Annotated in this window: 17 protein-coding genes; 9 read left to right on the top strand and 8 right to left on the bottom strand. The window is 62.1% G+C overall.

Features of this window, described 5'->3' with window-relative positions; genetic code table 11:
* Positions 1 to 14: 14 nt before the first annotated feature.
* Positions 15 to 2,438 (bottom strand): putative bifunctional diguanylate cyclase/phosphodiesterase, encoded by a 2,424-nt coding sequence (locus BUA36_RS04270; protein ID WP_072781669.1) that lies wholly within the window; start codon positions 2,436 to 2,438, stop codon positions 15 to 17.
* A 15-nt stretch (positions 2,439 to 2,453) separates the two neighbouring features.
* A complete protein-coding gene (locus tag BUA36_RS04265; RefSeq protein ID WP_072781667.1) occupies positions 2,454 to 3,083 on the bottom strand; it encodes a methylamine utilization protein in 630 nt (209 codons plus the stop codon).
* A gap of 208 nt (positions 3,084 to 3,291) precedes the next feature.
* On the opposite strand from BUA36_RS04265, the gene BUA36_RS04260 reads away from it, so the two are divergent.
* Entirely contained in the window at positions 3,292 to 5,043 is a 1,752-nt protein-coding gene (locus BUA36_RS04260; RefSeq protein ID WP_139260372.1) for a GGDEF domain-containing protein, read from the top strand.
* Between the two features lies 1 nt (position 5,044).
* Here the strand turns inward: BUA36_RS04260 and BUA36_RS04255 are convergent, their stop codons facing one another.
* The 3 genes from BUA36_RS04255 to BUA36_RS04245 all read right to left on the bottom strand — a co-directional run bounded on the left by BUA36_RS04255 (position 5,045) and on the right by BUA36_RS04245 (position 8,434).
* A complete protein-coding gene (locus BUA36_RS04255; RefSeq protein WP_072781665.1) occupies positions 5,045 to 6,451 on the bottom strand; it encodes a tetratricopeptide repeat protein in 1,407 nt (468 codons plus the stop codon).
* A 97-nt stretch (positions 6,452 to 6,548) separates the two neighbouring features.
* Positions 6,549 to 7,175, bottom strand: coding sequence for a 3'-5' exonuclease (locus BUA36_RS04250; protein WP_072781664.1), 627 nt, complete (start codon positions 7,173 to 7,175; stop codon positions 6,549 to 6,551).
* A gap of 8 nt (positions 7,176 to 7,183) precedes the next feature.
* Entirely contained in the window at positions 7,184 to 8,434 is a 1,251-nt protein-coding gene (locus tag BUA36_RS04245; protein WP_072781662.1) for an Hsp70 family protein, read from the bottom strand.
* A 189-nt stretch (positions 8,435 to 8,623) separates the two neighbouring features.
* Between BUA36_RS04245 and BUA36_RS04240 the strand changes: the two genes are divergently transcribed.
* The 6 genes from BUA36_RS04240 to BUA36_RS04215 all read left to right on the top strand — a co-directional run bounded on the left by BUA36_RS04240 (position 8,624) and on the right by BUA36_RS04215 (position 17,258).
* Positions 8,624 to 9,748, top strand: coding sequence for a LacI family DNA-binding transcriptional regulator (locus tag BUA36_RS04240; RefSeq protein WP_072781661.1), 1,125 nt, complete (start codon positions 8,624 to 8,626; stop codon positions 9,746 to 9,748).
* A 3-nt stretch (positions 9,749 to 9,751) separates the two neighbouring features.
* Positions 9,752 to 11,923 (top strand): 3'-5' exonuclease, encoded by a 2,172-nt coding sequence (locus tag BUA36_RS04235; protein WP_072781659.1) that lies wholly within the window; start codon positions 9,752 to 9,754, stop codon positions 11,921 to 11,923.
* Between the two features lie 122 nt (positions 11,924 to 12,045).
* The gene (locus BUA36_RS04230; RefSeq protein ID WP_072781658.1) at positions 12,046 to 12,576 is read left to right on the top strand and encodes an OmpA family protein; all 531 of its coding nucleotides are present in this window, start codon (positions 12,046 to 12,048) and stop codon (positions 12,574 to 12,576) included.
* A gap of 132 nt (positions 12,577 to 12,708) precedes the next feature.
* The gene (locus tag BUA36_RS04225) at positions 12,709 to 14,148 is read left to right on the top strand and encodes a catalase (protein ID WP_072781656.1); all 1,440 of its coding nucleotides are present in this window, start codon (positions 12,709 to 12,711) and stop codon (positions 14,146 to 14,148) included.
* Positions 14,149 to 14,187: 39 nt separating this feature from the next.
* Positions 14,188 to 14,907: a hypothetical protein gene (locus BUA36_RS04220; RefSeq protein WP_072781654.1), complete on the top strand. Its 720-nt coding sequence runs from the start codon at positions 14,188 to 14,190 to the stop codon at positions 14,905 to 14,907.
* Complete coding sequence (locus BUA36_RS04215; RefSeq protein ID WP_072781653.1) at positions 14,904 to 17,258, top strand: hypothetical protein; 2,355 nt, start codon at positions 14,904 to 14,906, stop codon at positions 17,256 to 17,258. Before BUA36_RS04220 ends, BUA36_RS04215 begins: the two co-directional genes overlap by 4 nt.
* 40 nt (positions 17,259 to 17,298) lie before the next feature.
* Here BUA36_RS04215 and BUA36_RS04210 read toward each other — a convergent pair whose 3' ends face one another.
* On the bottom strand, positions 17,299 to 18,744 hold the full coding sequence (locus BUA36_RS04210) for a SulP family inorganic anion transporter (RefSeq protein WP_072781651.1): 1,446 nt from the start codon (positions 18,742 to 18,744) through the stop codon (positions 17,299 to 17,301).
* Positions 18,745 to 18,911: 167 nt separating this feature from the next.
* On the opposite strand from BUA36_RS04210, the gene BUA36_RS04205 reads away from it, so the two are divergent.
* Entirely contained in the window at positions 18,912 to 19,139 is a 228-nt protein-coding gene (locus BUA36_RS04205) for a hypothetical protein (RefSeq protein WP_072781650.1), read from the top strand.
* Here BUA36_RS04205 and BUA36_RS04200 read toward each other — a convergent pair whose 3' ends face one another.
* Positions 19,140 to 19,889 (bottom strand): Crp/Fnr family transcriptional regulator, encoded by a 750-nt coding sequence (locus BUA36_RS04200; protein WP_072781649.1) that lies wholly within the window; start codon positions 19,887 to 19,889, stop codon positions 19,140 to 19,142.
* 232 nt (positions 19,890 to 20,121) lie between these two features.
* Between BUA36_RS04200 and BUA36_RS04195 the strand changes: the two genes are divergently transcribed.
* The gene (locus tag BUA36_RS04195) at positions 20,122 to 21,000 is read left to right on the top strand and encodes a transposase (protein ID WP_072781648.1); all 879 of its coding nucleotides are present in this window, start codon (positions 20,122 to 20,124) and stop codon (positions 20,998 to 21,000) included.
* Here the strand turns inward: BUA36_RS04195 and BUA36_RS04190 are convergent.
* A complete protein-coding gene (locus BUA36_RS04190) occupies positions 20,997 to 23,072 on the bottom strand; it encodes a TonB-dependent receptor family protein (RefSeq protein WP_072781647.1) in 2,076 nt (691 codons plus the stop codon). The genes BUA36_RS04195 and BUA36_RS04190 overlap by 4 nt on opposite strands.
* Positions 23,073 to 23,137: the final 65 nt, after the last annotated feature.

Below are 23,137 nucleotides of genomic sequence, written 5' to 3'. Positions count from 1 at the left end.
TGCCAAGGCAACTTTTATTTGGCGTAGCTGACGTCCGGCTCATCGATGCCGGCCACCACCGCGACCGGCGGACGCCATTTTTCCAGCCACGAGAACAGCTGGTCGGCCGGAATCGGACGGCTCATGAAGTAGCCCTGCCCCTGGTCGCAGCCCAGGGCCGCAAGCAGGCGCCAGACAGCCTCGCTTTCGATCCCTTCGGCCACCACGCGCAGGCCCATGTTGTGCCCCAGGTCGATGGTGGAGCGGACAATCTTGGTATCGCCTTCGTCGTTCTCCATATTCAGCACGAAGGATTTATCGATCTTCAGCTCATTGACCGGCAGGCGCTTGAGGTAGGCCAGCGAGGAATAGCCGGTGCCGAAATCGTCAATCGACAGGTCGACCCCCATGGCGCTGAGGCGCTCCAGCGTGTGCTGGGCGCGCACCGGATCGTCCATGATGGCGCTTTCGGTAATCTCCAGGCAGAACGAGCCGGGCGTCAGCTTGTGGCGCGTGAGCAGGTCGGCAAACTTGGCCGGCAAGTCCTGGTCCAGCAAGTCACGCGTGGACAGGTTGACCGACACTTTCAGATGGTGGCCGCGCGTCGCCAGCTCGCGGCACAGCTCTGCCGAGCGCTCCATGACCCAGCGCGTCAGCACACGGATAAAACCAGTCTGCTCGGCGAACGGAATAAACTCGTCGGGGAACACATTGCCGCGCTCCGGATGCACCCAGCGCACCAGCGCCTCCATGCCCACCACCTTGCCAGTATCGAGCGAAATCTTGGGCTGCACATGCAGGCGGAACTCGTTGCGTTCGGCGGCGTTGCGCAGCTCGGTGAGCAGCGACAGGCTCTTGGCGCTGGACTTGTCCATGGCGACGTCGTAGACCACGGCGCCATCGTTGCGCTGCTTGGCCGCATACATCGCCACTTCGGCCATGCTCAGTAGCGTCTCGCCTTCCTCTGCATGCTCGGGATAACCCGCGATGCCCAGACCCGCGCCGATATCCACCATTTGGTCTTCCAGCGACAGCGGCGTCTCCAGCGCCTGCAGGATCTCGGCCGCCATGCGCTGCGCCGCCTCCAGATCGGCGCCCGGCAGCAGCACCGCAAATTCGTCACCGCCCAGGCGCGCCACCTGCGCCGACGACTGCCGGCGATTGGCCAGCAGCAGCTGCAGGCGGCCCGCCACCTGGCGCAACAGCGCGTCGCCAAAGCTGTGCCCCATGACGTCGTTGACGTGCTTGAAGCGGTCCAGGTCCATCATCAGCACATACAGTCCTTCCTGGCGGCCGCGCGCCTCCACCAGCGCGTCGTTCAGCAGCAGCACGAACTGCGCGCGGTTCGGCAGATTGGTCAGCGTGTCCCAGTACGCCAGGCGGCGGATTTCCTGTTCGCGCTTGGCGATCCCTTCGCGCATGGCGTCAAAGGCGTGGGCCAGCGCGCCGATTTCGTCTTCGCGCGTGCTGTCGATCGACACCTTGTAGTCGCCCTCCTCCAGCCGCTTGGCGGTCACCACCAGTTCGCTGATCGGCTGGGCGATGCGCTTGGCGGTAAACACGATGGCCAGCGCCGACGCAAAGATGCCGCCCAGCGCCAGGCCAATCAGCCAGCGCTCCAGTCGCCGGTACTCGGCCGTGGCTTCGTCAATCGAGCGCGCCAGCAGCACGCTGGCGTTCTGGTCGCCGTCTTCGCCAATCGAGATCAGGCGCGCGCTGTATTTGGCGGTTTCCACCGTGAGGTCGAAAGGCCCGGTGGGCCGGGTTGGCCCCAATGCCTGCAGCTGCTCGACCACGGTCTGCGCCGACGGGCCAACGAAGGTCGAACCGGCCGACAGCCATTTGCCCTGCGCGTCGCGGGTGAGCACCGAGGTGTGGAGCGAGCTGACCTCGCGCATATCGTTGGCCAGCTGGCGGTCGATCGGGAAGGTCATCACGATCCAGCCGATGGTAATGGGCGCCTTGACCGGCATGGCGACGATCTGGAACGGCCGGTGGTCAACGATAGCAATGCCGATCGCACCGTCCGCCGCTTCCGCCTGGTCCAGCAGGCTCAACGCCATTTTCTGCAGGCCGGCCGACTGCTTGGGATTGGTGGTGGCGCTGATCTTGCGTTCATCGCTAATCAGCATGGACAGCGAGGCCTTGATGCGGCGGCCGCTGTTTTCCAGCGCCGACTCGATGGTGGCGCGGTCGCTTTCGTCGTTATTGCCGATGGCGGCCACAAACGCGGTGTCGCGCGCCAGCAGCCGTGCGCCAAAGCGCAGGCTTTGCGCATTCTGCTCCAGCAGGCGGCGAAACACCTTGGAGCCGTTATTCAGTTCACTGCTGATGGCCAGGCGCGCATTGTTGTCGATGCCACGCTGGATGACAAACAAGCCCACCACCTGGACCGCAATGATGAGGACCAGGAAAAGCGTAACGATCCGGCTTTCGAGGCTGCGAAAACGTAAACGCATGCTCAGGCTATTCCCTTAAAGAGTAGAACCATCATCCGCCGTAAATGGCTTCATCGGCAACTTGAACACTGCGGTGGCCAGGTCACCGGCCTTCACCGTCAGCACCTGTTCCAGCGTCGCGCCCCCCACGGTATTGTAGTGCCAGGCCTTGACCACGTACTTGCCGGCCGGCAGTTCCACGCGCGCCGCGCCGGAACCGTCCGTCTTGGCGAAATACGGCGTATCGACTACTTTGACGTAAGCGATCATTTTGTCATGAATATTGCAACCGAGGACAACCGTCCCGGCTTTATCGAACACCTGCGGCGATGCCGACTGTCCCGAATACAGCTTCTGGTCGAATTTATGCGCCGGCGAGAACGAGTAGATGTGATGCCGCACCTTGTCGTTATTCGGGAAGTTGATGGTGGCGCCAACTTGCACCACGGTCACCAGCGGCATGAATTTCAGGCCCTTCTGCTCGATCTGCGCCGCTGCGGTTTTCGCGCCGCCCGGCGCGCCGCTTTCCGGCTCCATGTAGATCACCGTATCCGGCAACACTTTGCCGTTGGCGTCCTGCACTTGCACCGCAATGCCGGTAGCGCTTGCGGTGGCTGCGCTCAACAGGGTCAGGCTGAAAAAAATACGGCGGGTAAAGCGGTGCATAGATATCCTGCTTGGTGGGGTGAGTCTATTGTAACGCTGTCCTGAACAAATTGTTTCCCAAATTCATCATCCGGTCATAAATCGACACTATGATCGTACAGTTAAACCGTTTTTTGGAAAACGATTCATCGTGAATTCCGCACTTAAGCCGGCCATCGGCGCCACAGTCACTTATCTGAAACCTCGAGAAGATGATGAGGAGGCCGTGTTGCGTGCCCATTTGTTCGATATCCTGGCCCGCCGCCAACTGAGTGCGCTGTTCCAGCCGATTGTACACATGCAGACCGGCGAAATCATCGCTTATGAAGGTCTGATACGCGGACCGTCCGACAGCCCGCTGCATTCGCCCATGAATCTGTTCAAGGCGGCGCGCGCCAACGGTCTGACGGTGGAAGTGGAACACCTGTGCCGCAAGGTGGTGCTCGAGCGCTTTGCCGAGCTCAAGCTGCCGGGCAAGCTGTTCCTCAACGTCAGCCCGGAGTCATTGCTGCAGCGCGACGCGCGCCATGGCGAAACGCTGGAAGTCATCCACCAAATCGGCATCCATCCGGACCGCGTGATTATCGAGCTGACCGAAAACCAGCCCACCTACGATTACGACCTGATGCGCGAGGCGGTACTGCACTACCGCAAAATGGGCTTTCAGATTGCCATTGACGACCTCGGCGAGGGCTTTTCCAGCCTGCGCCTGTGGTCGGAGCTGCGGCCGGAATACGTCAAGATCGATATGCACTTCATCCAGGGCATCAATCACGACCCGGTGAAACTGCAGTTCGTGCGCTCGATCCAGGAAATCGCCGAGAAATCGAACACCCGCGTGATCGCCGAGGGCATCGAGACCCAGGCCGAGCTGCTGGTGCTGCGCGATGTCGGCGTCGCCTACGGCCAGGGCTATCATCTGGGCCGCCCTCACCCGATGCCGGCGCGCGCCGCGCCAGCGGAAGTGGTCAAGGCCCTGTCGCGCAACGGCGTGGCGGTTTATCCGCAACGCGTTACGGATAAACAGGCCACGGTAGGCAAAGTGCTGCACCAGGTGCAGGCCGTGTCGCCAGCCATGAACAACAACGAGGTCTACCATATTTTCCAGCAGGCGCCGGAACTCATGATTATTCCCGTGGTCGATGATGGAATGCCGCTGGGCCTGATTACGCGCTTTGCCATGATCGAACACTTTGCCCGCCCGTATGAGCGCGAGCTGTATGGCAAGAAATCGTGCATGCAGTTCATGGACCGCAAGCCACTGCTTGCCGACCGCGCCACCAGCTTGCAGGAACTGAGCTTCCGCATGGCGGAGGCGGACGCCCACCACCTGTTCAACGGCTTCATCATTACCGACCAGGGCCGCTACATCGGCATGGGCACCGGCCACGACCTCATGCGCGAGATCACGCAAATGCAGATCCACGCCGCGCGCTACGCCAATCCGCTGACGCAACTGCCAGGCAATGTGCCGATCAACGAGCATATCGACCGGCTACTGGAAAGCGGCACGCGTTTCTGGGTCTGCTATTTTGACCTCGACCATTTCAAGCCGTTCAACGATGTCTACGGCTATCGCCGTGGCGACGATGTAATCCAGCTGACCGGCAATATCCTGACCAGCAATTGCGATCCCGACCGGGATTTTGTCGGTCATATCGGCGGCGATGATTTCATGGTGCTGTTCCAGAGCGAGAACTGGGAGCAGCGCTGCCAGGCGATCCTGGAGGAATTTGGCGGCAAGGTGCTGGATTTCTACAGCACCGACGACCGGGAGCGCGGCGGCTACCTCAGTGAAGACCGCCAGGGCAAGAAAGTGTTTTACCCCGTGATGAGCTTGTCGATTGGCGCAATCCGGGTCGAACCACACCAGTATTACACCCACCACCAGATTGCCACGGCGGCCGCCGAATCCAAGAAGCAGGCCAAAAAGGTCCACGGCAACAGCCTGTTCCTCGACCGTCGCCAGCGCGGCGCCTGACCTAGTCTGAGGCGCGGCCATGCTGCGCCGGCGCCAGCGCGGCAGGATGCGCAGCGCGCCACTGCCGCGCCAGCTCCTGCGCCTCGGCGATGGCTTGCGCCGTCATCACCAGCTGCATGCGCTGGCGGTTGCTGCCGGCCGCCACATCACCAGCCTGCGCCGACAGGGTGAGCCACATCAGGCATCGGCCGGGATCGCGCACCACGCCACGGCCGCTGCGGTACATGCTGCTCAGGTTGAATTGCGCCAGCGGATGGCCCTGCTCGGCAGCGCGGCCATACCAGTCGACCGCCTGCACATCGTCGCGTTCCACGCCCACGCCGTTGGCATACATCGCGCCCAGATTGTTCTGTGCGCCGGCGTCGCCCTGCTCGGCTGCGCTGCGGTACCACGCGGCCGCCAGCACCTCATCCTTGTTCACGCCATGGCCGTTGGCGTACATCACCCCCACGTTGAACTGCGCGTTGGCGGCGCCCTGCTCGGCCGCCATGCGGTACCACTCCAGCGCGCGCCGCTCGTCACGGTCGACGCCACGGCCGCGCGCATACATGCTGCCAAGGTTGTATTGCGCCAGCACATGGCCTGCCTCCGCCGCGCGCTGATACCACACCAGCGCCAGTTCCAGATCCTGCTCCACGCCCTTGCCGTTGGCCAGCATCACGCCCAGATTGTATTGGGCGTCGGCATCATCGCGTTCGGCTGCACGCAGCAGCCAGGCCACGGCGCGACGTGGATCGCAACGCACACCGCGTCCCTCGGCGTAGGCCACGCCGATCAGGCGCTGGGCCGCCGGCACATCCCGCATGGCCGCCTGACGAAACCAGGCCACCGCCTGATTTTCGTTACGCGTTACGCCGCAGCCGTGCTTGTACATCAGCCCGAGCCGCACCTGGGCGTACGGGTCGTGTTGCAGCGCCGCCTTGCGGTACCACGCCATGGCCATGGGATAGCAGCGCGTTACGCCACGGCCTTCCGCATAGGCTTCGCCAAGCAGGGTCTGTGCGCTGACAAGTCCCTGCTCGGCGGCGCGCGCAAACCAGTGTACGGCAGCCTCGTCGCTACGGACGAGGCCGCGCCCCTTGCGGTACATCTGTCCGAGATTTTGCTGGGCCGAGGCTTCGCCCTGCGTCGCCGCGCTGCGGAACCAGTGCACGGCCAGGCCATCATCGGCATCCACGCCACGGCCGTAGTAGTACATGGCGCCCAGATGATTCTGTGCGTACGCGATGCCTTGCACGGCGGCTTTGTTCATCCAGTAGAAAGCCTGCGCCTCATCGCGGGCGACGCCGTCGCCAGCCTTGTAGATGCGTCCCAGATTGAATTGGGCATAGGGATCGCCGCGCTCGGCGGCAACGAGAAACCAGCGATAACTGTCGTGGCCCTGTCGGGCTGAGCACGGTTTTTTCACGATACACCCCCGACCAACGTGAAACGTTGTTGGGTAAAGTGTAAAACGCGAGATGTACCGGAGTTTGCGCGCGCTCAAACGCGCTGTGATGATAATATTATCGTTTATTGCTCTGCGCGCCACGCAGGAATTGCGCCACCTTGGCGGCCGCCAGTTTGTTGACCGACACCAGCAAAGCCGGATCAACCTGCGTAATGCCATAGGTCGCGCGCAGGTGCCGGCCGATATGCACCAGCACTTGTGCCGCGACTTCCGCATCCGCCTCGGCCCGGTGCGCCGCGCTGCGGAACTTGATGCCGAGCGCGCCCGACAACAGCCCCAGCTTGTAACTACCGAGCTCGGGGAACACGCGGCGCGACAATTTCAGCGAGCACACCAGCGCCTGATAGCGCGGCGTCAGGCCAAGTGCGGCAGCTTCCGCACGCAGGAACTTATCGTCAAAGCTGGCGTTGTGGGCGGACAGCGCATCGCTGCCGATGAAGTCCAGCAGCGCCGGCATGACCTGCTCGACGGGCGGCGCACTGTCCACCATGGCCTGGGTGATGCCGGTCAGGCCCGTGATGAAAGAAGGAATGCGTACGCGGCAATTGACCAGCGACACATAGCGCTCCACCACCTCGCCCCCGACAATGCGCAGCGCCGCCACCTCGGTAATGCGGTCGCCGTTTTGCGGCGACAGGCCGGTGGTTTCAAAGTCCAGCATGACAATCGGTTGATCCAGCATCGTCGCCCTTAGCCGAATTTACGCACCGCATCCAGCGCCAGACCGGCGCCGATGCTGCCAAACAGGTCGCCCTCGACTTTACGGGCGGACGGCACCAGCGCGCCGATACGCTCGCGCAGCAGGCGCACGCCGCTGGAACCGCCGGTGAAGAACACCGTGTCCACGTCCTGCGGTTTGACATTCGCATCGCGCAGCAGGTTCAGCACCGTGGTTTCGATCGAGCCCACCAGATGGTCGATGGCGCCGTCAAACTGGGCGCGGTTCAGTTCCAGCGTGACGGGCGGCGCCAGACGGTCCAGATCCAGCTGCACCAGCGGGTCCGCCGACAGCGCGATCTTGCCTTCTTCCGCCTTCATGGCCAGCCAGTGGCCCGCGCGCTCGTCGATCAGGCGCTGCAGGCGGCCCAGCTTTTCCTGCTCGGCCGAATCGCGCAGCAGGTCAGACAGCTGGGTCCACATTTTCTTGGTGTAGACCTGGTTGATGGTGTGCCAGGTGGCCAGGTTGAAGAAGTAGCTGGACGGTACCTCGCTGTTGTTGCGCAGCCGGCTGCCATAGCCCAGCAGCGGCATGACCGACGACAGGCTCAGATATTTATCGAAGTCGGTACCGCCGATGTGCACGCCGCCGTTGGCGAGAATGTCATCGCGGCGCTCTGCCTGTTTGGCGCGCTCGGGCGACAGGCGCACCAGCGAAAAGTCAGAAGTACCGCCGCCGATGTCGGCAATCAGCACCAGCTCTTCGCGGTCGATCTGCGACTCGTAGTCAAACGCCGCGGCAATCGGTTCGAACTGGAAAGCGATGTCCTTGAAGCCGACCGAACGCGCAACCTCGGCCAGCGTATCCTCCGCCAGCTGGTCGTTTTCCTTGCTGTCGTCAATAAAATGCACCGGGCGGCCAAACACCGCCGAGGTGAATTCGCGCCCGGCCGACCGCTCGGCGCGGCGTTTCAATTCGCCGATAAACTGGGCCAGCAACATGCGGAACGGCAGCGCACGGCCGCCCACCTCGGTCTGACCGTCGATCAGACTGGTGCCGAGCAGGCTCTTCATCGAGCGCATCAAACGCCCTTCGTAGCCCGCCAGATATTCCGCCAGCGCAGCGCGCCCGTAAGTGACTTCGTCGTCGTCCGCATTAAAGAAGACAACCGACGGCAAGGTGGCTTTCCCATCCTCCAGTCTCAGCATCACCGGATGGCCGGGACGCACCCAGCCGACGGTGGAATTGGATGTGCCGAAATCGACGCCGCAAGCAATGGCCATCTTGCCCCTTCCTGTAAATTAAGGGGCGATATGCTATCAGAAAAAGAGTCGTCGCAGGGAAAATTGCGTAGTAGCCACAGCTTAAATGATATTTCTTTCCAGAAATGCGATATTTGTTGCCATTGGGTAAGTTTCTTATTATGCTTGTTCAACTGATAAAAGAGCAAAGCCCAGCAGCGCAACGAGACGATGACCAAATCCAAGCCGACTGTCGAACACAGCGCAAATGCGCTGAAGGCGGTAATCGCCAGTGAGAACCGCCGCGTCACTTCCTATGACGTGGCGCTGGTGGCTGGCGTGTCGCAATCGGCGGTGTCGCGCTGCTTCAAGCCGGGCGCCAGCGTGGCGCCCGCCACCCATGCACGGGTCATGAAGGCGGCCACGCTGCTGGACTATATTCCGAATGCTGCGGCGCGCAGCCTGATTACGCGGCGATCGAATATGATCGCGCTCATCATCACCAACCAGGCCAATCTGTATTACCCCGAACTGCTGGCTGAACTGAGCCAGCAATTCAACGCGCGCGGCAAGCGCGTGCTGCTGTTCACGCTGGAGCGCGAAGCCGACGCCGACCGCGTGCTGGCCGACGTCTGGCAGTACCAGGTCGATGGCGTGATTGCCGCCGCCCGCCTGTCCGATGAACACGTGGCCGAATTTGAGCGCCGCCGCGTGCCGCTGGTGCTGTTCAACCGCACACTGCGCGATAGCGCCGTCAATACCGTCACCTGCGATCACCTGGAGGCCGGCCGCATGCTGGCAACCAGGCTGGCCGCAGCGGGCCACCGCCGCTTCGGCATCATCGCCGGCCATGATGACGCCAGCCCCGCCAACGAACGGCGGCATGGCGCCTGCGAACGCATCGCCGAACTCGGCCTGCCGCCGCCCGTGGTGGTGCCCGGCGAATACGACTACCGCAGCGGCGCGCTGGGACTCAAAGCCATCATCGCCCGCCTCGGCTCGGTACCGGACGCCATCATCTGCGGCAGCGACGTCATGGCGCTGGGCTGCCTGGATGCCGCCCGCCACGAACTGGGGCTGGACGTACCAGGCCAGCTGTCGGTGGCCGGGTTCGATGCCGTCGAGCCGTCCAACTGGACCAGCTACAACCTGACCACGCTACGCCAGCCGATGCCGAAGATGGCGGCGGCGGCGGCCGACCTGCTGTGCGCGCGCATCGCCTCGCACGATACGGAAACGGAAAAACGCGTGTTTAACGCGCAATTCATCGAGGGCGCCACCGCGCGCCTGACGCCAGTGGCCGTCACGCCGGCCATTCCCGCTACCGGCTTGCGCCAGCCGGTCGCTATAATGTAGCGGATGAACCCGTCCAATCCTCCCCGTTTTACTCCGCAAGGCCTGATCCCGACCGCAGAACAGCGCGCCATCCAGCTGGCGCAGAACAAGGTGTCGCTGGTTGAAGCCAATGCGGGCGCGGCAAAAACCACCACGCTGGCGCTGCGCATCGGCGAGGCACTGGCGCGCAACATGGCGCCCGGGCAGATCCTGGCGCTGACCTTCACGCGGGAAGCGCGCGAAGTGCTGCGCCGCCGCCTGATGGAAGTGGGCATTGCGCAGGCCACCGTCGAGCGCATTGCGGTGCTGACCTTCGAGGATTTTTCCGCATGGATGATGGACCTCATCGATGACGATGGCGTGCGCCAGTGCCGCGAAGCGCGCGCGCTCAAGGACTATGCGCTGCAGGCGATGGACCGCACCGGCGAGCGCTACGCCGGCAACGTCGATGGCCTGGAACTGCATACGCACAGCCTGGCGCTGAGCCGCTTCCTCGACGTCCAGCAGACGCTCAAGGCCACCATGGCGCTGGAAACCGACGTCGAATTCCTGCGCCACGAAGAGGCGGCCGAGCTGCTGGACGTGCCGCTGACCGACTACCTGACCACCATCGAATATGAAACCCTGCGCCTCGATGGCGGCGCCGGCGCCGTGTTCCGCGGCCCGTTCGACGCCACCTACGACCTGGCCTGCAATCTGCACGGCGGCGCGCGTCTGGCGGAACAGTTTCCGGATTACCGGCTGGTGCTGTGCGATGAGCTGCACGACCTGAACGAGGCCGCCTTCCGCGTCCTGGAATCACTCATCGACCGGCCGCAATGCTACTTCGTTGGCGCCGGCGACAAGGACCAGGTCATCCACGCCAAACTGGGCGCCAGCGATGAATACCTGAACCGCCGCTTCAGCGAACGCTTCCCCAAGCTGACGCGTTATCCACTCACGCAAACCTATCGCCACGGCCCGCATCTGGCGTATGCCATGGCCGAGTTAAAGCAAAAGCAAGTGGAATCCAGCCTGCCCTTGCGCACCGAAATCCAGCAGGTCCATTACGCCAGCGCCGCCGACTGCGCCCAGCGCGCAGTGGCCGCCGTGCGTCAATGGAAGGCGGACGGCCACGACTACGACGGCTGCGCCATCCTGATACGCGACCGCCACCAGTCCATGGCCATCGAAAACGCCCTGATCGAGGCCGATATCGACTACCGTACGCCGCCCATGGCAGGCTACCTGCAGCGCGACGAGATCCTGTTCCTGCGCGGCCTGCTGGCGATTGCGCTCAAGGACTTTGGCGCCGTCAAATCCGAACAGGTACGCACCGCCATCGTTGACGCCATGGTGGCGTTCAGCGAGATGAAGTTTGCCGCGCGCAGCATGGACAACTTCAAGCAGCAAATCCTCAAGAGTCCGGATTTGCTGGGCGAACTGTTCCTGATTGAAGACGAGCGCCGCGAGGGCATGGAAGCCAGCTACCGCGATGTCGCCAGCGAAGGCACCAAGCGCAACGTGATTGCGGCGCTGGCGTGGCTGTCCACGGTCGATCCCGCCCTGCCAGCGGCCACCGTGCTGAGCGAGCTATGCACACGCGTGCAGCTGGCCGCCACCGCCAAGCGCATCTTTGTACGCGCCTACGATGCCGGCGTCATCACCAAGTCCATCGACAGCCTGCTGCAGTCGGCAGCCGCGTCCGGGCAAAGCCTGGCGGAATTCTGGAAGGCCGTGAATGCGCGCGAAGCCTTTGTGCGCCGCAAGCGCGACCGCAAGTCAGTGCTGATCGAATGTGCGGCCAATGCCAAGGGCAAGGAATTCGACCACGTGATCCTGCCCTTCCTGCAAGATGGCGAGTTCCCGCATCCCATGCAACCCCGGCGTGAAGAGGAAAACCTGTTTTACGTGGCCGCCACACGCGCCCGCGCGCGTCTTACCCTGTTGTCGCCAGCAGAGGCCAGCCAGCGCAGCAGCTTCCTGGCCCAGATGCGCCTGTCCAAGTCGTCAGCAGCGGCCGAGGCTGCGCTGGAACGCAACCAGCGTACGGCAACCCAGCCGATGCAGCCTGCGGGCCGCCACTACCTGGCCGCCAGCTTTGCGGAGAAGGATGAAGTGAAGGCCTTGGGCGCCAAATTCGACATCGCGCGCCGCGCCTGGTACGTAGAAACCGATAGAGATCTGGCACCTTTTTCACGTTGGCTAAAAAAATAATGCATAAGACCAATTTTTCCAAGGGAAACCCTTATATAATACTGCTCGCGGCTGCAGAACAGCCACACACCTAGCGTGTATCTTATTTGTCCCACAAACAAAACCAATTCGGGAGTTCTTCGATGAAAGCTACAACCCAAAGCCTGCTGGCTGCATGCACCGTCGCTCTGCTGAGCGCCTGCTCGACCCCTGCTCCAACCCCAACTCCAGCACCAGCGCCGACCCCGGCGCCAGTGGCACCGGCACCAGCACCAGTGGCTGCGCCAGTACCAGCACCAGTGGCTGCTCCACTGCCAGCGTACCTGGACCCAAACAGCTCGATCTACAAAAACCGTAGCGTGTACTTCGACTTCGACAAGTACGCTGTCAAATCGGAATTCGACACCCTGGTTGCCGACCACGCCAAGTTCCTGGCCGCTAACCCGAACGTAGCGATCAAAGTCGAAGGCAACACCGATGACCGCGGCGGCGCAGAATACAACCTGGCCCTGGGCCAGAAGCGCGCACAAGCCCTGATCACCGCCCTGAAAGTACAAGGCGTGAAAGAAGGCCAGCTGGAAGCCGTATCGTACGGTAAAGAGAAAGTCACCGGCACCGACGACGCAGCCCGCGCGCATGACCGTCGTGACGACATCATCTACCCAAGCAAGTAATTCAAGTTGTATTGAACGCCCGGCACTGCCGGGCGTTTTTCATTGTGGCTCTGCCTTTTGAGAGCGGCAAGAAGCTGTCGTAGTCGTTATGCTGGAAGTTTCCATTCATCCCCATCAGGCGAAGGAAGTTTCATGAAAAATCTCACTACGGCTGCCGGCGCCCCGGTCGCCGACAACCAGAATACCCAAACCGCAGGCCCGCGTGGTCCGGTGCTACTGCAAGACGTGTGGCACCTGGAAAAGCTGGCCCACTTCGCGCGCGAAGTCATCCCTGAACGCCGCATGCACGCCAAAGGCTCGGGCGCCTACGGCACCTTCACCGTCACGCACGACATCAGCCAATACACGCGCGCCGCGCTGTTCTCCGAGGTCGGCAAGCAGACCGACGTTTTCCTGCGCTTCTCCACCGTGGCCGGTGAACGCGGCGCAGCCGATGCCGAGCGCGATATCCGCGGGTTCGCCGTCAAGTTCTACACCGAGCAAGGCAACTGGGACATCGTCGGCAATAACACGCCGGTGTTCTTCTTCCGCGACCCGCTCAAATTCCCGGACCTGAACCACGTGGTCAAGCGCGATCCAAAGACCAATCTGCGCAGTCCAGAAAATAACTGGGACTTCTGGACCTTGCTGCCGGAAGCGCTGCACCAGATCACCATTGTCATGAGCGACCGGGGGATCCCGAAAGGCTATCGCCACATGCACGGTTTCGGCAGCCATACCTACAGCTTCCTCAACGCCAGTAATGAACGCTTCTGGGTCAAGTTCCACTTCGTCTCGCAGCAAGGGATTGAGAACCTCAGCGACGCCGAAGCCGCAGCGTTGGTCGGCGTCGACCGCGAAAGTTCGCAGCGCGATCTGTTCGACGCCATCGAGCGCAAGGAATTCCCGCGCTGGAAACTGGCCGTGCAGATCATGCCGGAAGCGGAAGCCGCCAAAGTGCCCTACCATCCGTTCGACCTCACCAAGGTGTGGCCGCACAAGGACTATCCGCTGATCGATGTCGGCGTGCTGGAGTTGAACCGCAATCCGGAAAACTATTTCGCTGAGGTTGAACAGTCGGCCTTTTCGCCAGCCAACGTGGTGCCGGGCGTGAGCTTCTCGCCGGACAAGATGCTGCAATCGCGCCTGTTCTCGTATGGCGATGCGGCGCGCTATCGCCTGGGTGTGAATCACCACCAGATTCCGGTGAATGCGCCCAAGTGCCCGTTCCACAGCTATCACCGCGATGGCGCCATGCGCGTGACGCCAAACGGCGGCGGCAGCACGCCGTATGAACCGAACAGCCGTGGCGAGTGGGCGCAGCAGCCACAGTTCACCGAACCGCCGCTGGCGCTGGAAGGCGCTGCGGGGCACTGGGATCATCGCGTGGACACCGACTACTACTCGCAACCGGGTAACCTGTTCCGCCTGCTGACGGCAGAGAAGAAGCAGCTGCTGTTTGAGAACACGGCACGCGCGATTCACGGCGTATCCAAGCCAGTGCAGCAACGCCATATCGACAACTGCACGCAAGCCGATCCTGCCTATGGTGCAGGCGTGGCTGCGGCAATCGCGGCGCTGGAAAGCAAGTAAATTCGGTACAATGGGGCGGCTTATTTGCCTCATTGTCCGATGCCGCTGATTCTCCTGATCCTTTCGCTGCTTTATCCTGCTGCCGCTAGCGCGCAGCAGGTCGCCTGGCTGTGGGACGAAGCACGTTTGCCAGCCTGGTCGACACATGAAGCAGCCGTGCTGCAGCGGCATATTCTCCTCACCGGCGACAAGACACTGATACGCCCGCGCATGCGCTGGCCCGCCCTGCCTTCTTCCGCACTGGTGACGCCGGTGCTGCATGTAGAAGTCAGCACCGTCAATCCGCCAACCCAGATTGAACACAGCCGCGCCATCATCATCGACGCACTGCTTGATGCGGCTGCCATCAGCACCTCCGGCTGGGTGCAGCTGGACATGGAAGCCAAACCATCGCAGCGCGTGTTCTACCGTTCCCTGGTCCAGGACCTGCGTACCGCTTTGCCGCAGCGGATAAAACTCAGCGTTACAGCGCTGGCATGGTGGTGCCGCGCGCCCGCCTGGCTTGACGGCCTTGCCGCAGACGAAGTCGTGCCCATGTTTTTCCGCATGGGTAAAGATAGTGCGGCGATGCGCAAGCTGCTGGAACACTCCCCCAACACACTGCACGCCAGCTGCCGCGCGAACAGCGCAGGCTTCTCGCCGCAAGAACCGTTCGCACCATCTATCAGCGGACGCTATGCCAAAACTTACTGGTTTGACCGCTATGCATGGAAGCGTAGCGGATCGGACTTGCCGCCACCATCAAGGAGTTCACCATGATTTATACAATGCGCCGCCTCGCCGCCGCTGTTGCCGCCCTGGCCTGTGCCAGTGCTTATGCCAGCGGCGGTGGACCGTGGGACCCATACGTCAACCGTAACGTGCCGGACATCGCACTCTCGCGCTACCAGGCCGGGGAACTGGGTGTGGTGCTGAGCAGCTATGAACGCATGTATCTGTACACGGCCTGGCGCAGCGTGATGCTGGGCGCGGACGGCATCAAGAAGGCGCCCGCCGAAGAAGCGGGCCTGCTGCGCGCAGTAGGTAACCGCAAAGGCGGCTGGGTGGATGCATCGGAAGGCGCCGGTGGTTACGGCGAATGGACTGCTGCGGTCAGCGCCGCATTAAAACAGCCAGTACCCAAGCCGAAGGAAGGCAGCAGCCTGGCCTACGGCTACATCAACTGCCCGCTGACCAGCTATGGCTTTGCCACCAACACCTTGAAAGAACTCGCCAAGCGCAGCGACGCCACGCCTGCGCGGCTGGCGGCCTGGGTGGCGTCGCAGAAGCAGGTGTTCAAAATCTGCGGCGATGATCCGGATTCCAACCGCAACCGCTACGAACAGCCCAAGCCTGTGATTCCAGCACCAGCCGAACTGCCTGCAACAGAAGCGCTGTACTGGCGCCAGATGCAGCAGTACCAGCTGGCAGCAGCGGCCTTCTACAGCGAAGACTACGCGCGCGCAGCCAGGCTGTTTGCGGCAATCGGCGCTACCGACAAGCATCCCTTACGTCCATGGGGCGAGTACCTGAGCGTGCGTGCGCAAGCGCGGGCCGCTACCTATATGCCCGAGGACGAGCAATGGAAGGAAGCGCAGACCATCCGCACGGAGAACGCGGAGGCGGCGGCAGCGCGGCTGGCGAAGCAGCAGAAAAAGCTGGCAGCGATCCAGGCCAGCATCACCCACATCCTGGCCAATCCAGAGCTGGCGCCGCTGCACGAAGCCACGCGCGCGATTGGCCGCTCCATGCAAGCGCGCCTGACGCCAGCGCAGCGCTTCGCAGAGCTCAGCAAACTGCTGGATGATCCACGCGCCAACCCATACACCGAGGATCACCTGGGCGACTGGCGCGTGCTGGCCAACGATCAGCTGCAAGCGCCGGCCGGCGAGCAAGCGGACAAACGTGACGCACTGCGCGCCAGCGCCGGCTTTATCGACTGGATCCAGACCTTACAGCAATGCGGCGAATATCAGGCGAAACGCAGCTGCGCAGTCGAACAGGCGCACGCACTCGATCTGTGGCGCCGCTACGCCAAGGAGGGTAACAAGCCACAGGCACGCGTGTGGCTGCTGGCCAGCACCATGCTGTCAAACACCCTGACGCCTGAACAGGAACAGGCAGCGCTGCAAGTGCCAACCGCCGCACCGGAATATCTGACACTGCGCTACGCGCTTGCCCGCCACTACCGCCTGGCCGGTAAAGCCGACAAGGCACGCGCACTGACAGATGCCGTGCTGGCCAGCCCTGTGCTGACAGCAGCCAAGTCCACCAGCGCGCGCAACCAGTTCCTGCAGGAGCGCTTTGCCGTCGCCACCTCGCCGGCGGACGCAGCCAGCTTCCTGATGCGTACCCATAGCCGCGACCTCGATCCCGACACCGGCGAAACTGCCGCCAACAACGAAGCCGTTACCGACATCGCAGCCGATGGCCAGCGCTGGCTGAACAGCGGCCTGTCCGCCGCCGACATCCGTGCGGTCGCATCACAACCGTCGCTGCCGGCGGAGTGGCGCGCGCGCATTGCCGTCGCCGCATGGCTGCGTTTTGACCTGATGGGACAACAGAAAGAAGCGCAGGAAGAAGCGCTGGCGACCTCGAAACTGGTCGAACAAATCGCGCCCGAGCTGGCAGGCATCGCCCAGCAATACCGCAATCTGCCAGGCGCACCTGAGCGCCATTACGCGCTGGTAGTGAGCGCGCTGAAATACGGTTTGTCCCCAGTCCTGCAAAGCTACGCCCAGCCACTCAAGCTGCGCAGCGCCGACGACACGCTGGCCGACATGTGGTGCAAGCTGCCAGAAAAGCCTGGCGCCGCCTACTACGAAAACATCGACGCGGAATTCTCGCTGCCGATGCCCAACGTCGGCAACACCGCCGCACGCGACAAGGAACTGGCCCAACTTGGCACACTGAAAACCGCCACCGGCTACTTCGGAGACACCATCATGGCCCGCGCCAAAGCGCTGCCCAACGATCCCGAGCTGCCATGGCTGCTGTACGTGACCGTGCAATCCACGCGCGGCGGCTGCCTCGACAACGACGCCAAAGCCCTGTCCCGCAGCGCCTTCTCGCTACTGCACAAGCGTTACGGCAAAACCGAGTGGGCTGGCAAGACACCTTACTACTATTGAGTGGTATCGAACTTCAGCAAAGGTGCGCCGTGACAGGTCATCATGCCGCAGCCATGACGCCCGAACGGTGCAGCAAGGTGGTGCACCGTTGCGACAGGTGCCGTACCTGCAAGGTCTTGCCGGCTTTGGCGTAACGCTCGCTGAGCGTGGCCACCGCCACCAGCGCGGAATGATCGGCCAGGCGCAGGTGGCGGCAGTCCAGCAGCACCAGGGCGGGATCGGCCTGCGGTTCAAACAGGTCGTTGAAGTGCGCTACCGAGGCGAAGAACAAGGTGCCATGCAGCGTGTAGGTCTTAACGCCCTCACTTTGCGTCACGTCCGCGCGGATCTCGCGGGCGTGACGCCAGGCGAAGCTCAATGCCGCGATCACGATGCCGCACAGGACGGCGACGGCCAGATCGGTGGCGACAGTAATCGCCGTCACCGCCACAATCAGCAGTGCGTCATGACGCGGCACCCTGCCCAGCACCTGCAGCGAACTCCAGGCAAAGGTCTGCTGCGCGACAACCAGCATCACACCAACCAGCGCCGCCAGCGGAATCCGTTCAATCAGCGGCGACAAAAACAGTATAAACAGTAACATCATTACGCCCGCGACCACGCCCGATACGCGTGTACGGCCACCCGAGCCCAGATTAATCATGGTCTGGCCGATCATCGCACAGCCGCCCATGCCACCGAACAGGCCGGAAGCCACATTGGCAGCGCCAAGCGCCACACATTCCCGGTTCGGCAAACCGCGCGTTTCAGTGATTTCGTCGGTCAGATTGAAGGTCAACAGCGTTTCCAGCAGACCCACGACCGCCATCAGCAGCGCATACGGCAGCACGATGCGCAGCGTTTCCAGCGTCATCGGCACCTGCGGCAAGGCCAACGCAGGAAGCCCGCCGGCGATGTGCGCCATATCCCCCAGTGTACGCACCGGCAGATGCAAGACCTGCGACAGCAAGCCGACACCAACAATCGCCACCAGCGCTGGCGGCAAGGCTTTCGTCAGGCGCGGCAGCAGATAGACAATCAGCATCGTCAGCGCCACCAGACCGCCCATCCACCACAAGGCGGCGCCGTGCAGCCACACACCATCCGCCTTAAAATGTTGCAATTGCGACCACGCAATCACAATCGCCAGGCCGTTGACGAAGCCCAGCATGACCGGATGCGGCACCATGGACACCAGCTTGCCCATGCGTAGCGCGCCAAACAGCACCATTATCAAGCCACTCAACAGCACCGTCGCCAGAAAGTATTGCAGCCCGTGCTGCGCCACCAGCGCCACAATCACCACCGCCATCGAGCCGGCCGCGCCTGAAATCATGCCGGGACGGCCGCCAAACAGCGCGGTGATCGTGCAAATAAAGAACGCGCCATACAGACCGACCAGAGGATTCAAGTGCGCCACCAGCGCAAACGCGATGCATTCGGGGACCAGCGCAAAGGACGTGGTCAGACCAGCCAGCGCATTTCTAGAAAAATTCGAAGACCACATGGGGAAAGTGAGGAGAAAAGACGATGCAGAAAAGCAACAAGCCGGGTATTTTACACGGCTTGAAATGATTTCTCATCGTTATGGGTGAACTGGCGCACATTCAGAACCGGGGTGAGACGGGCACAATGGCATCGCATCTCCGATCAACCAGCCAGTCACACTACGCCATGACTACTTTGATATCCGCCAGCTACGCCCTGCAAAGACAGAAAATCGCCGTCGAAAGAACGCTGTATGCGCGTTCGGCAGAAGAATCCCTGCTCGCAGCCCGCTGGGCCAGCGCCTGGCACAAACTGGTGCAGCGCAAGCTGGATCAAGACCTGGCTGCCAGTATGCCCAAACCGGTGGGCTCGGATGGCTTCCTGATCCTGCCAGCCACCCGCGTCCTGCACTAATTAAGCTGCGTAACGTTGTTGGACCGGGGCTGAGATCGTGTTGGGGCCTTGATAGCAGCTGCCTGCGCGGCGCTCCATGCCATCCCGATCCAGCACCGTCACACAACCGCGGCGGTACGTAATCAACCCCTCCTGAGCCAGCTTGCCGGCCGCACCGGTGATGCTTTCACGGCGCACGCCCAGCATATTGGCGATCATTTCCTGCGTCACCTTCAATTCATTCGACATTGAGCGGTCCAGACGTTCCAGCAGCCAGCGGCACAGCTTCTGCTCGATGCTGGTGTGACGGCTGCCGGCGACGCTTTGGGCGAGCTGGGCAAACATCATGCTGGTATAGCGCATCAGCTGCTGGGCCAGCGGGCCGCCGGTGTAAAACACTTCGCGCAGCATCGAGGTTTTCAGGCGATAGCCATAACCGGCGGTCTGCACCACAGCGGCATAGCTGGCGCGCTCGGTCGGATTCAGCGCTACACCGACCACACCTTCGCGGCCGACGACAGCGATCTCGGTCGTGGCGCCGTCTTCCATCACATACTGCAGCGAGACGATGGCATTGGTAGGGAAATAAGTGTAATCGATGGTATCGCCAAAATCGAACAGGTGCTTACCTTCTGGCAACGTGACCAACTCCAGATCGCTAAACAAAGCCAGCAGATCGTCACGCGACAAAGCGCGCAGCAGATCATTCTGTTGCGCACCGATCAGGCTGATGGATTGCGATGCGGCTGGAGTGGAGTGGATCGTGTTCATGTTTAAGCCCCTGTGAATATATGTCTTGTCGATGTAGACACTATATCCAGCGACCTAAACAGCCGGTATAGGAGCACCTTGTAGTCCTGTGTAGGCTGTGAACATTGCAAAATGTCATCTTAATCCTACACTCCGGGGTCAGGTCCGTCTTTTCTACACGCGCTCAGCTGTAAACCGGGTATTACATGATTTAGAGCAACTCACGTTAGCGGTGCTGACATAGGCTGTGGGAATGACCCGACCTCTCAGAATCCAATATCCCGGCGCGCTGTATCACGTGACCAGCCGTGGCGACCGTAAAGCGCTGATCTTTCGCGACGACACCGATCGCGCAGTGTGGCTGCAGCTGCTGGGGGAGGTTTGCGGGCGCTTCGGCTACGCGGTCCATGCGTTCTGCATGATGGGGAATCACTACCATCTGCTGGTCGAGACCATCAATGCCAACCTGGCTTTGGGAATGCGGCATTTGAACGGGGTGTACGCCCAGTATTTCAATCGGCGACATGATTTGGTGGGGCATGTGTTTCAGGGGCGTTATCACGCCGTGCTGATCGAGAAGGAAGCGCATCTGCTCGAGCTGGCCCGCTATATTGTGCTGAATCCGGTGCGGGCTCAGTTCGTCACACAACCACAGCATTGGCGTTGGAGTAGCTTCAATTTCACCGTGGCCGTGTTGCCGCCGCCAAGCTGGCTGGAGACGGATTGGCTACTGTCCAAATTTGGTCCCAATGCAAATGCCGCCAAGCTGGCCTACCGTCAATTCGTCCTGAACGGACTCGGCATCAGTAGCCCGTTGCAGAACATCTATCGCCAGCTCATGCTTGGCAGCGCGGAGTTCATCCGCCAGCATCAGCAGACAACATTCTCGGACCACATTGATGGCGTCTCCCGCCAGCAGCGCAGCGTACTGGCCCTGCCACTGCAAGCCTATCGCGACAAATTTCCCGGTGACCGCAACACAGCAATGGCAGCCGCCTACCAGACCAACGCCTACACCATCACCGCCATCGCACGTGCGTTTGGCGTCTCCCACGCAACGGCCAGCCGTGCCATCAGACAAGGCCTACCGTTGAGTTCGTGTAGAAATGACGGACCTGACCCCGGAGTTTAGTAGCTGAGGTGGAGCTGGACGTAGGCGGTGCGGGGTGCGCCGACCATGCGGCCGGCGTTGCCGTCGACGTTGCGGGTGTAGTAGCGCTTGTCGGCGAGGTTGTTGATGCCGGCCGCGATTTCATACGCTTTCTGTTTCCACGACACTTGGGTATTCCACAGGCGGAAGCCGGGCACGATGCCGTTGCTGCCGTTGGCCGCTTCGGTCACGGTGTTGGCGGTGTCGGCGTATTGCTTGGTCTGGTGCGTGGTCGACAGGTTGGCGGTCCACGCGCCCACGCGGTAGCGCGCGCCGAGGGTGTCGGTGTTGCGCGAGTAGAACGGTACGTCCAGCCCCGCCGTCGCGCCCGATTTCTGGATGGCTTTGGTGTAGGTGTGGTTGGCGTACACGTTCAGGCCCGCCAGCACACTGGCTTCGTCAAAGCTGTAGTCGGCTGCGGTTTCGATACCGTCGTGGTTGGTCGCGCCGAGGTTCTGGAAGGTCGCCGGTGTGATGCCCGGCACTTGCAGGATCTGGTTGTCGAACTTGAGTTTGAAGGCGGTCACTTCGGCACTCACCGATGCGCTTTTCCAGCGTGCGCCCAGTTCGGCGGTCTTCGCCAGTTCCGGCGTCAGCGGATTGTTGGGCGTCTGCGAGTTGAGCTGGGTGTTCTGCACGGCGCCAAACGAGGTGGTGTAGTTGGCGAACACGGTCAGCGCGCGGTTCACCAGGTAGGCCACGTTCAGCGATGGCAGCGCTTTGTTGTTGTCGGTCTCGAAGCTGGCTTTGCCGTTGACGTCGTTACGGGTGGAGGAGATTTTCTCGTAACGCACGCCCGGCGTGACGCGCCATGCGCCCAGCGCGATGCGGTCGTCGATGTAGGCGGCGTTGGCATCGGTGCTGTTGATGAAGGTGGTGGCGGCGCCATTCGCGCCGGTGGCCACGGTTTGCACGTAGTTGTTGTCGTCGCCGCGCTCGCGCAGGTAGCGGTAGCCGACCGTGACGTCGTGGGTCAGGCCGGCGGCGTTGAAGCGCTGCGTATAGCGCGGTTCGACGCCCAGCACTTCGTAGTTGCGCGGCTGCCAGGTGATCTGGGTCTTGGCCGCGTTAATCAGGGCGCTCTGGCGGAAGCTTTCGTTGTAGTAGGCCTTGACTTCAAATTCCTGCGTGGCCGAGATGGTGTTGAGGTAGCCGACGTCCACACCACGGCGGTCGCCGCTCCAGAAATCGGTCGGACGGGTGTTCTGGAAGGGATCGGCGTTGTACTGTGCCACCGTCAGGCCGCCCGGCGTGCGCGACAGCACGTCGTAGTAGGAGACTTTGCCGTACACCTCGCTGTGGGCATTCAGCGGGTAGCGGAATTTCAGCGCCACGTCGTTGACGCGTTCATCGCTGCCCTTGCGCCATTCTGAACCTTCCATGCCCGAATACATCAGCGCCACGCCCAGGCCATTGCTGGCGGTGCCGCCCACAAACGCGCTGTACTGGCGGTTCTGGCCGCCTTCGCCGAAGTGGTTGTAGCGCACGCTGGCGTCACCGCTGATGCCCTCGCCTTCGGGAATGGCGCGGCTGCGGAAGTTGATGATGCCGCCGACGTTCTGCGGACCATAGCGCACGGCGCCGCCGCCACGCACGACGTCGATCGAGTCGATGTTGTTCAGGCTCACGGGGGCGAACGACAGTTGCGGCTGGCCGTACGGCGCCACCGCCAGCGGAATGCCGTCCAGCAGCACGGTGGAACGCGGCGAGTAACGGCCAGTCAATCCCCGTACGCCGATGTTCAGCGAGATGGCGCTGCCTGCCGTGCCGGAGTTGTCGGTCGTCTGCACGCCCGGAATGCGGCGCAGCACGTCGCCGATGTTGGCCGCGCCGGTCTCGGCGATGTCGTCCTTGTTGACGACGGTACGCGCGCCGGCGAAATTCTTCACGCTGTTCTGCAGGCCGGAGCCTAGCCAGCTGCCTGCGACCTGAATCGTTTCCATCGGCGCGTCTTCGGTTTGCTGGGCCTGCGCGGCCGAAGCCAGCAGGACGGACACCGCGGCAGCCAACGCGGTCAATTTGAATGGAGATACGCTCTGGGACAATGCAGACATGGGAAGAATTATTGTGGAATAAAAACGGTGTGAATGATAACACTTCTCATTCTCAATTTCTAGCT

The sequence above is a fragment of the Duganella sacchari genome (assembly GCF_900143065.1).
In the GTDB taxonomy this organism is placed as follows: Bacteria; Pseudomonadota; Gammaproteobacteria; order Burkholderiales; family Burkholderiaceae_D; genus Rugamonas; species Rugamonas sacchari.
The sequence above is the reverse complement of the archived record's forward strand: the minus strand, read 5'-3'. Positions and strand labels throughout refer to the sequence as shown.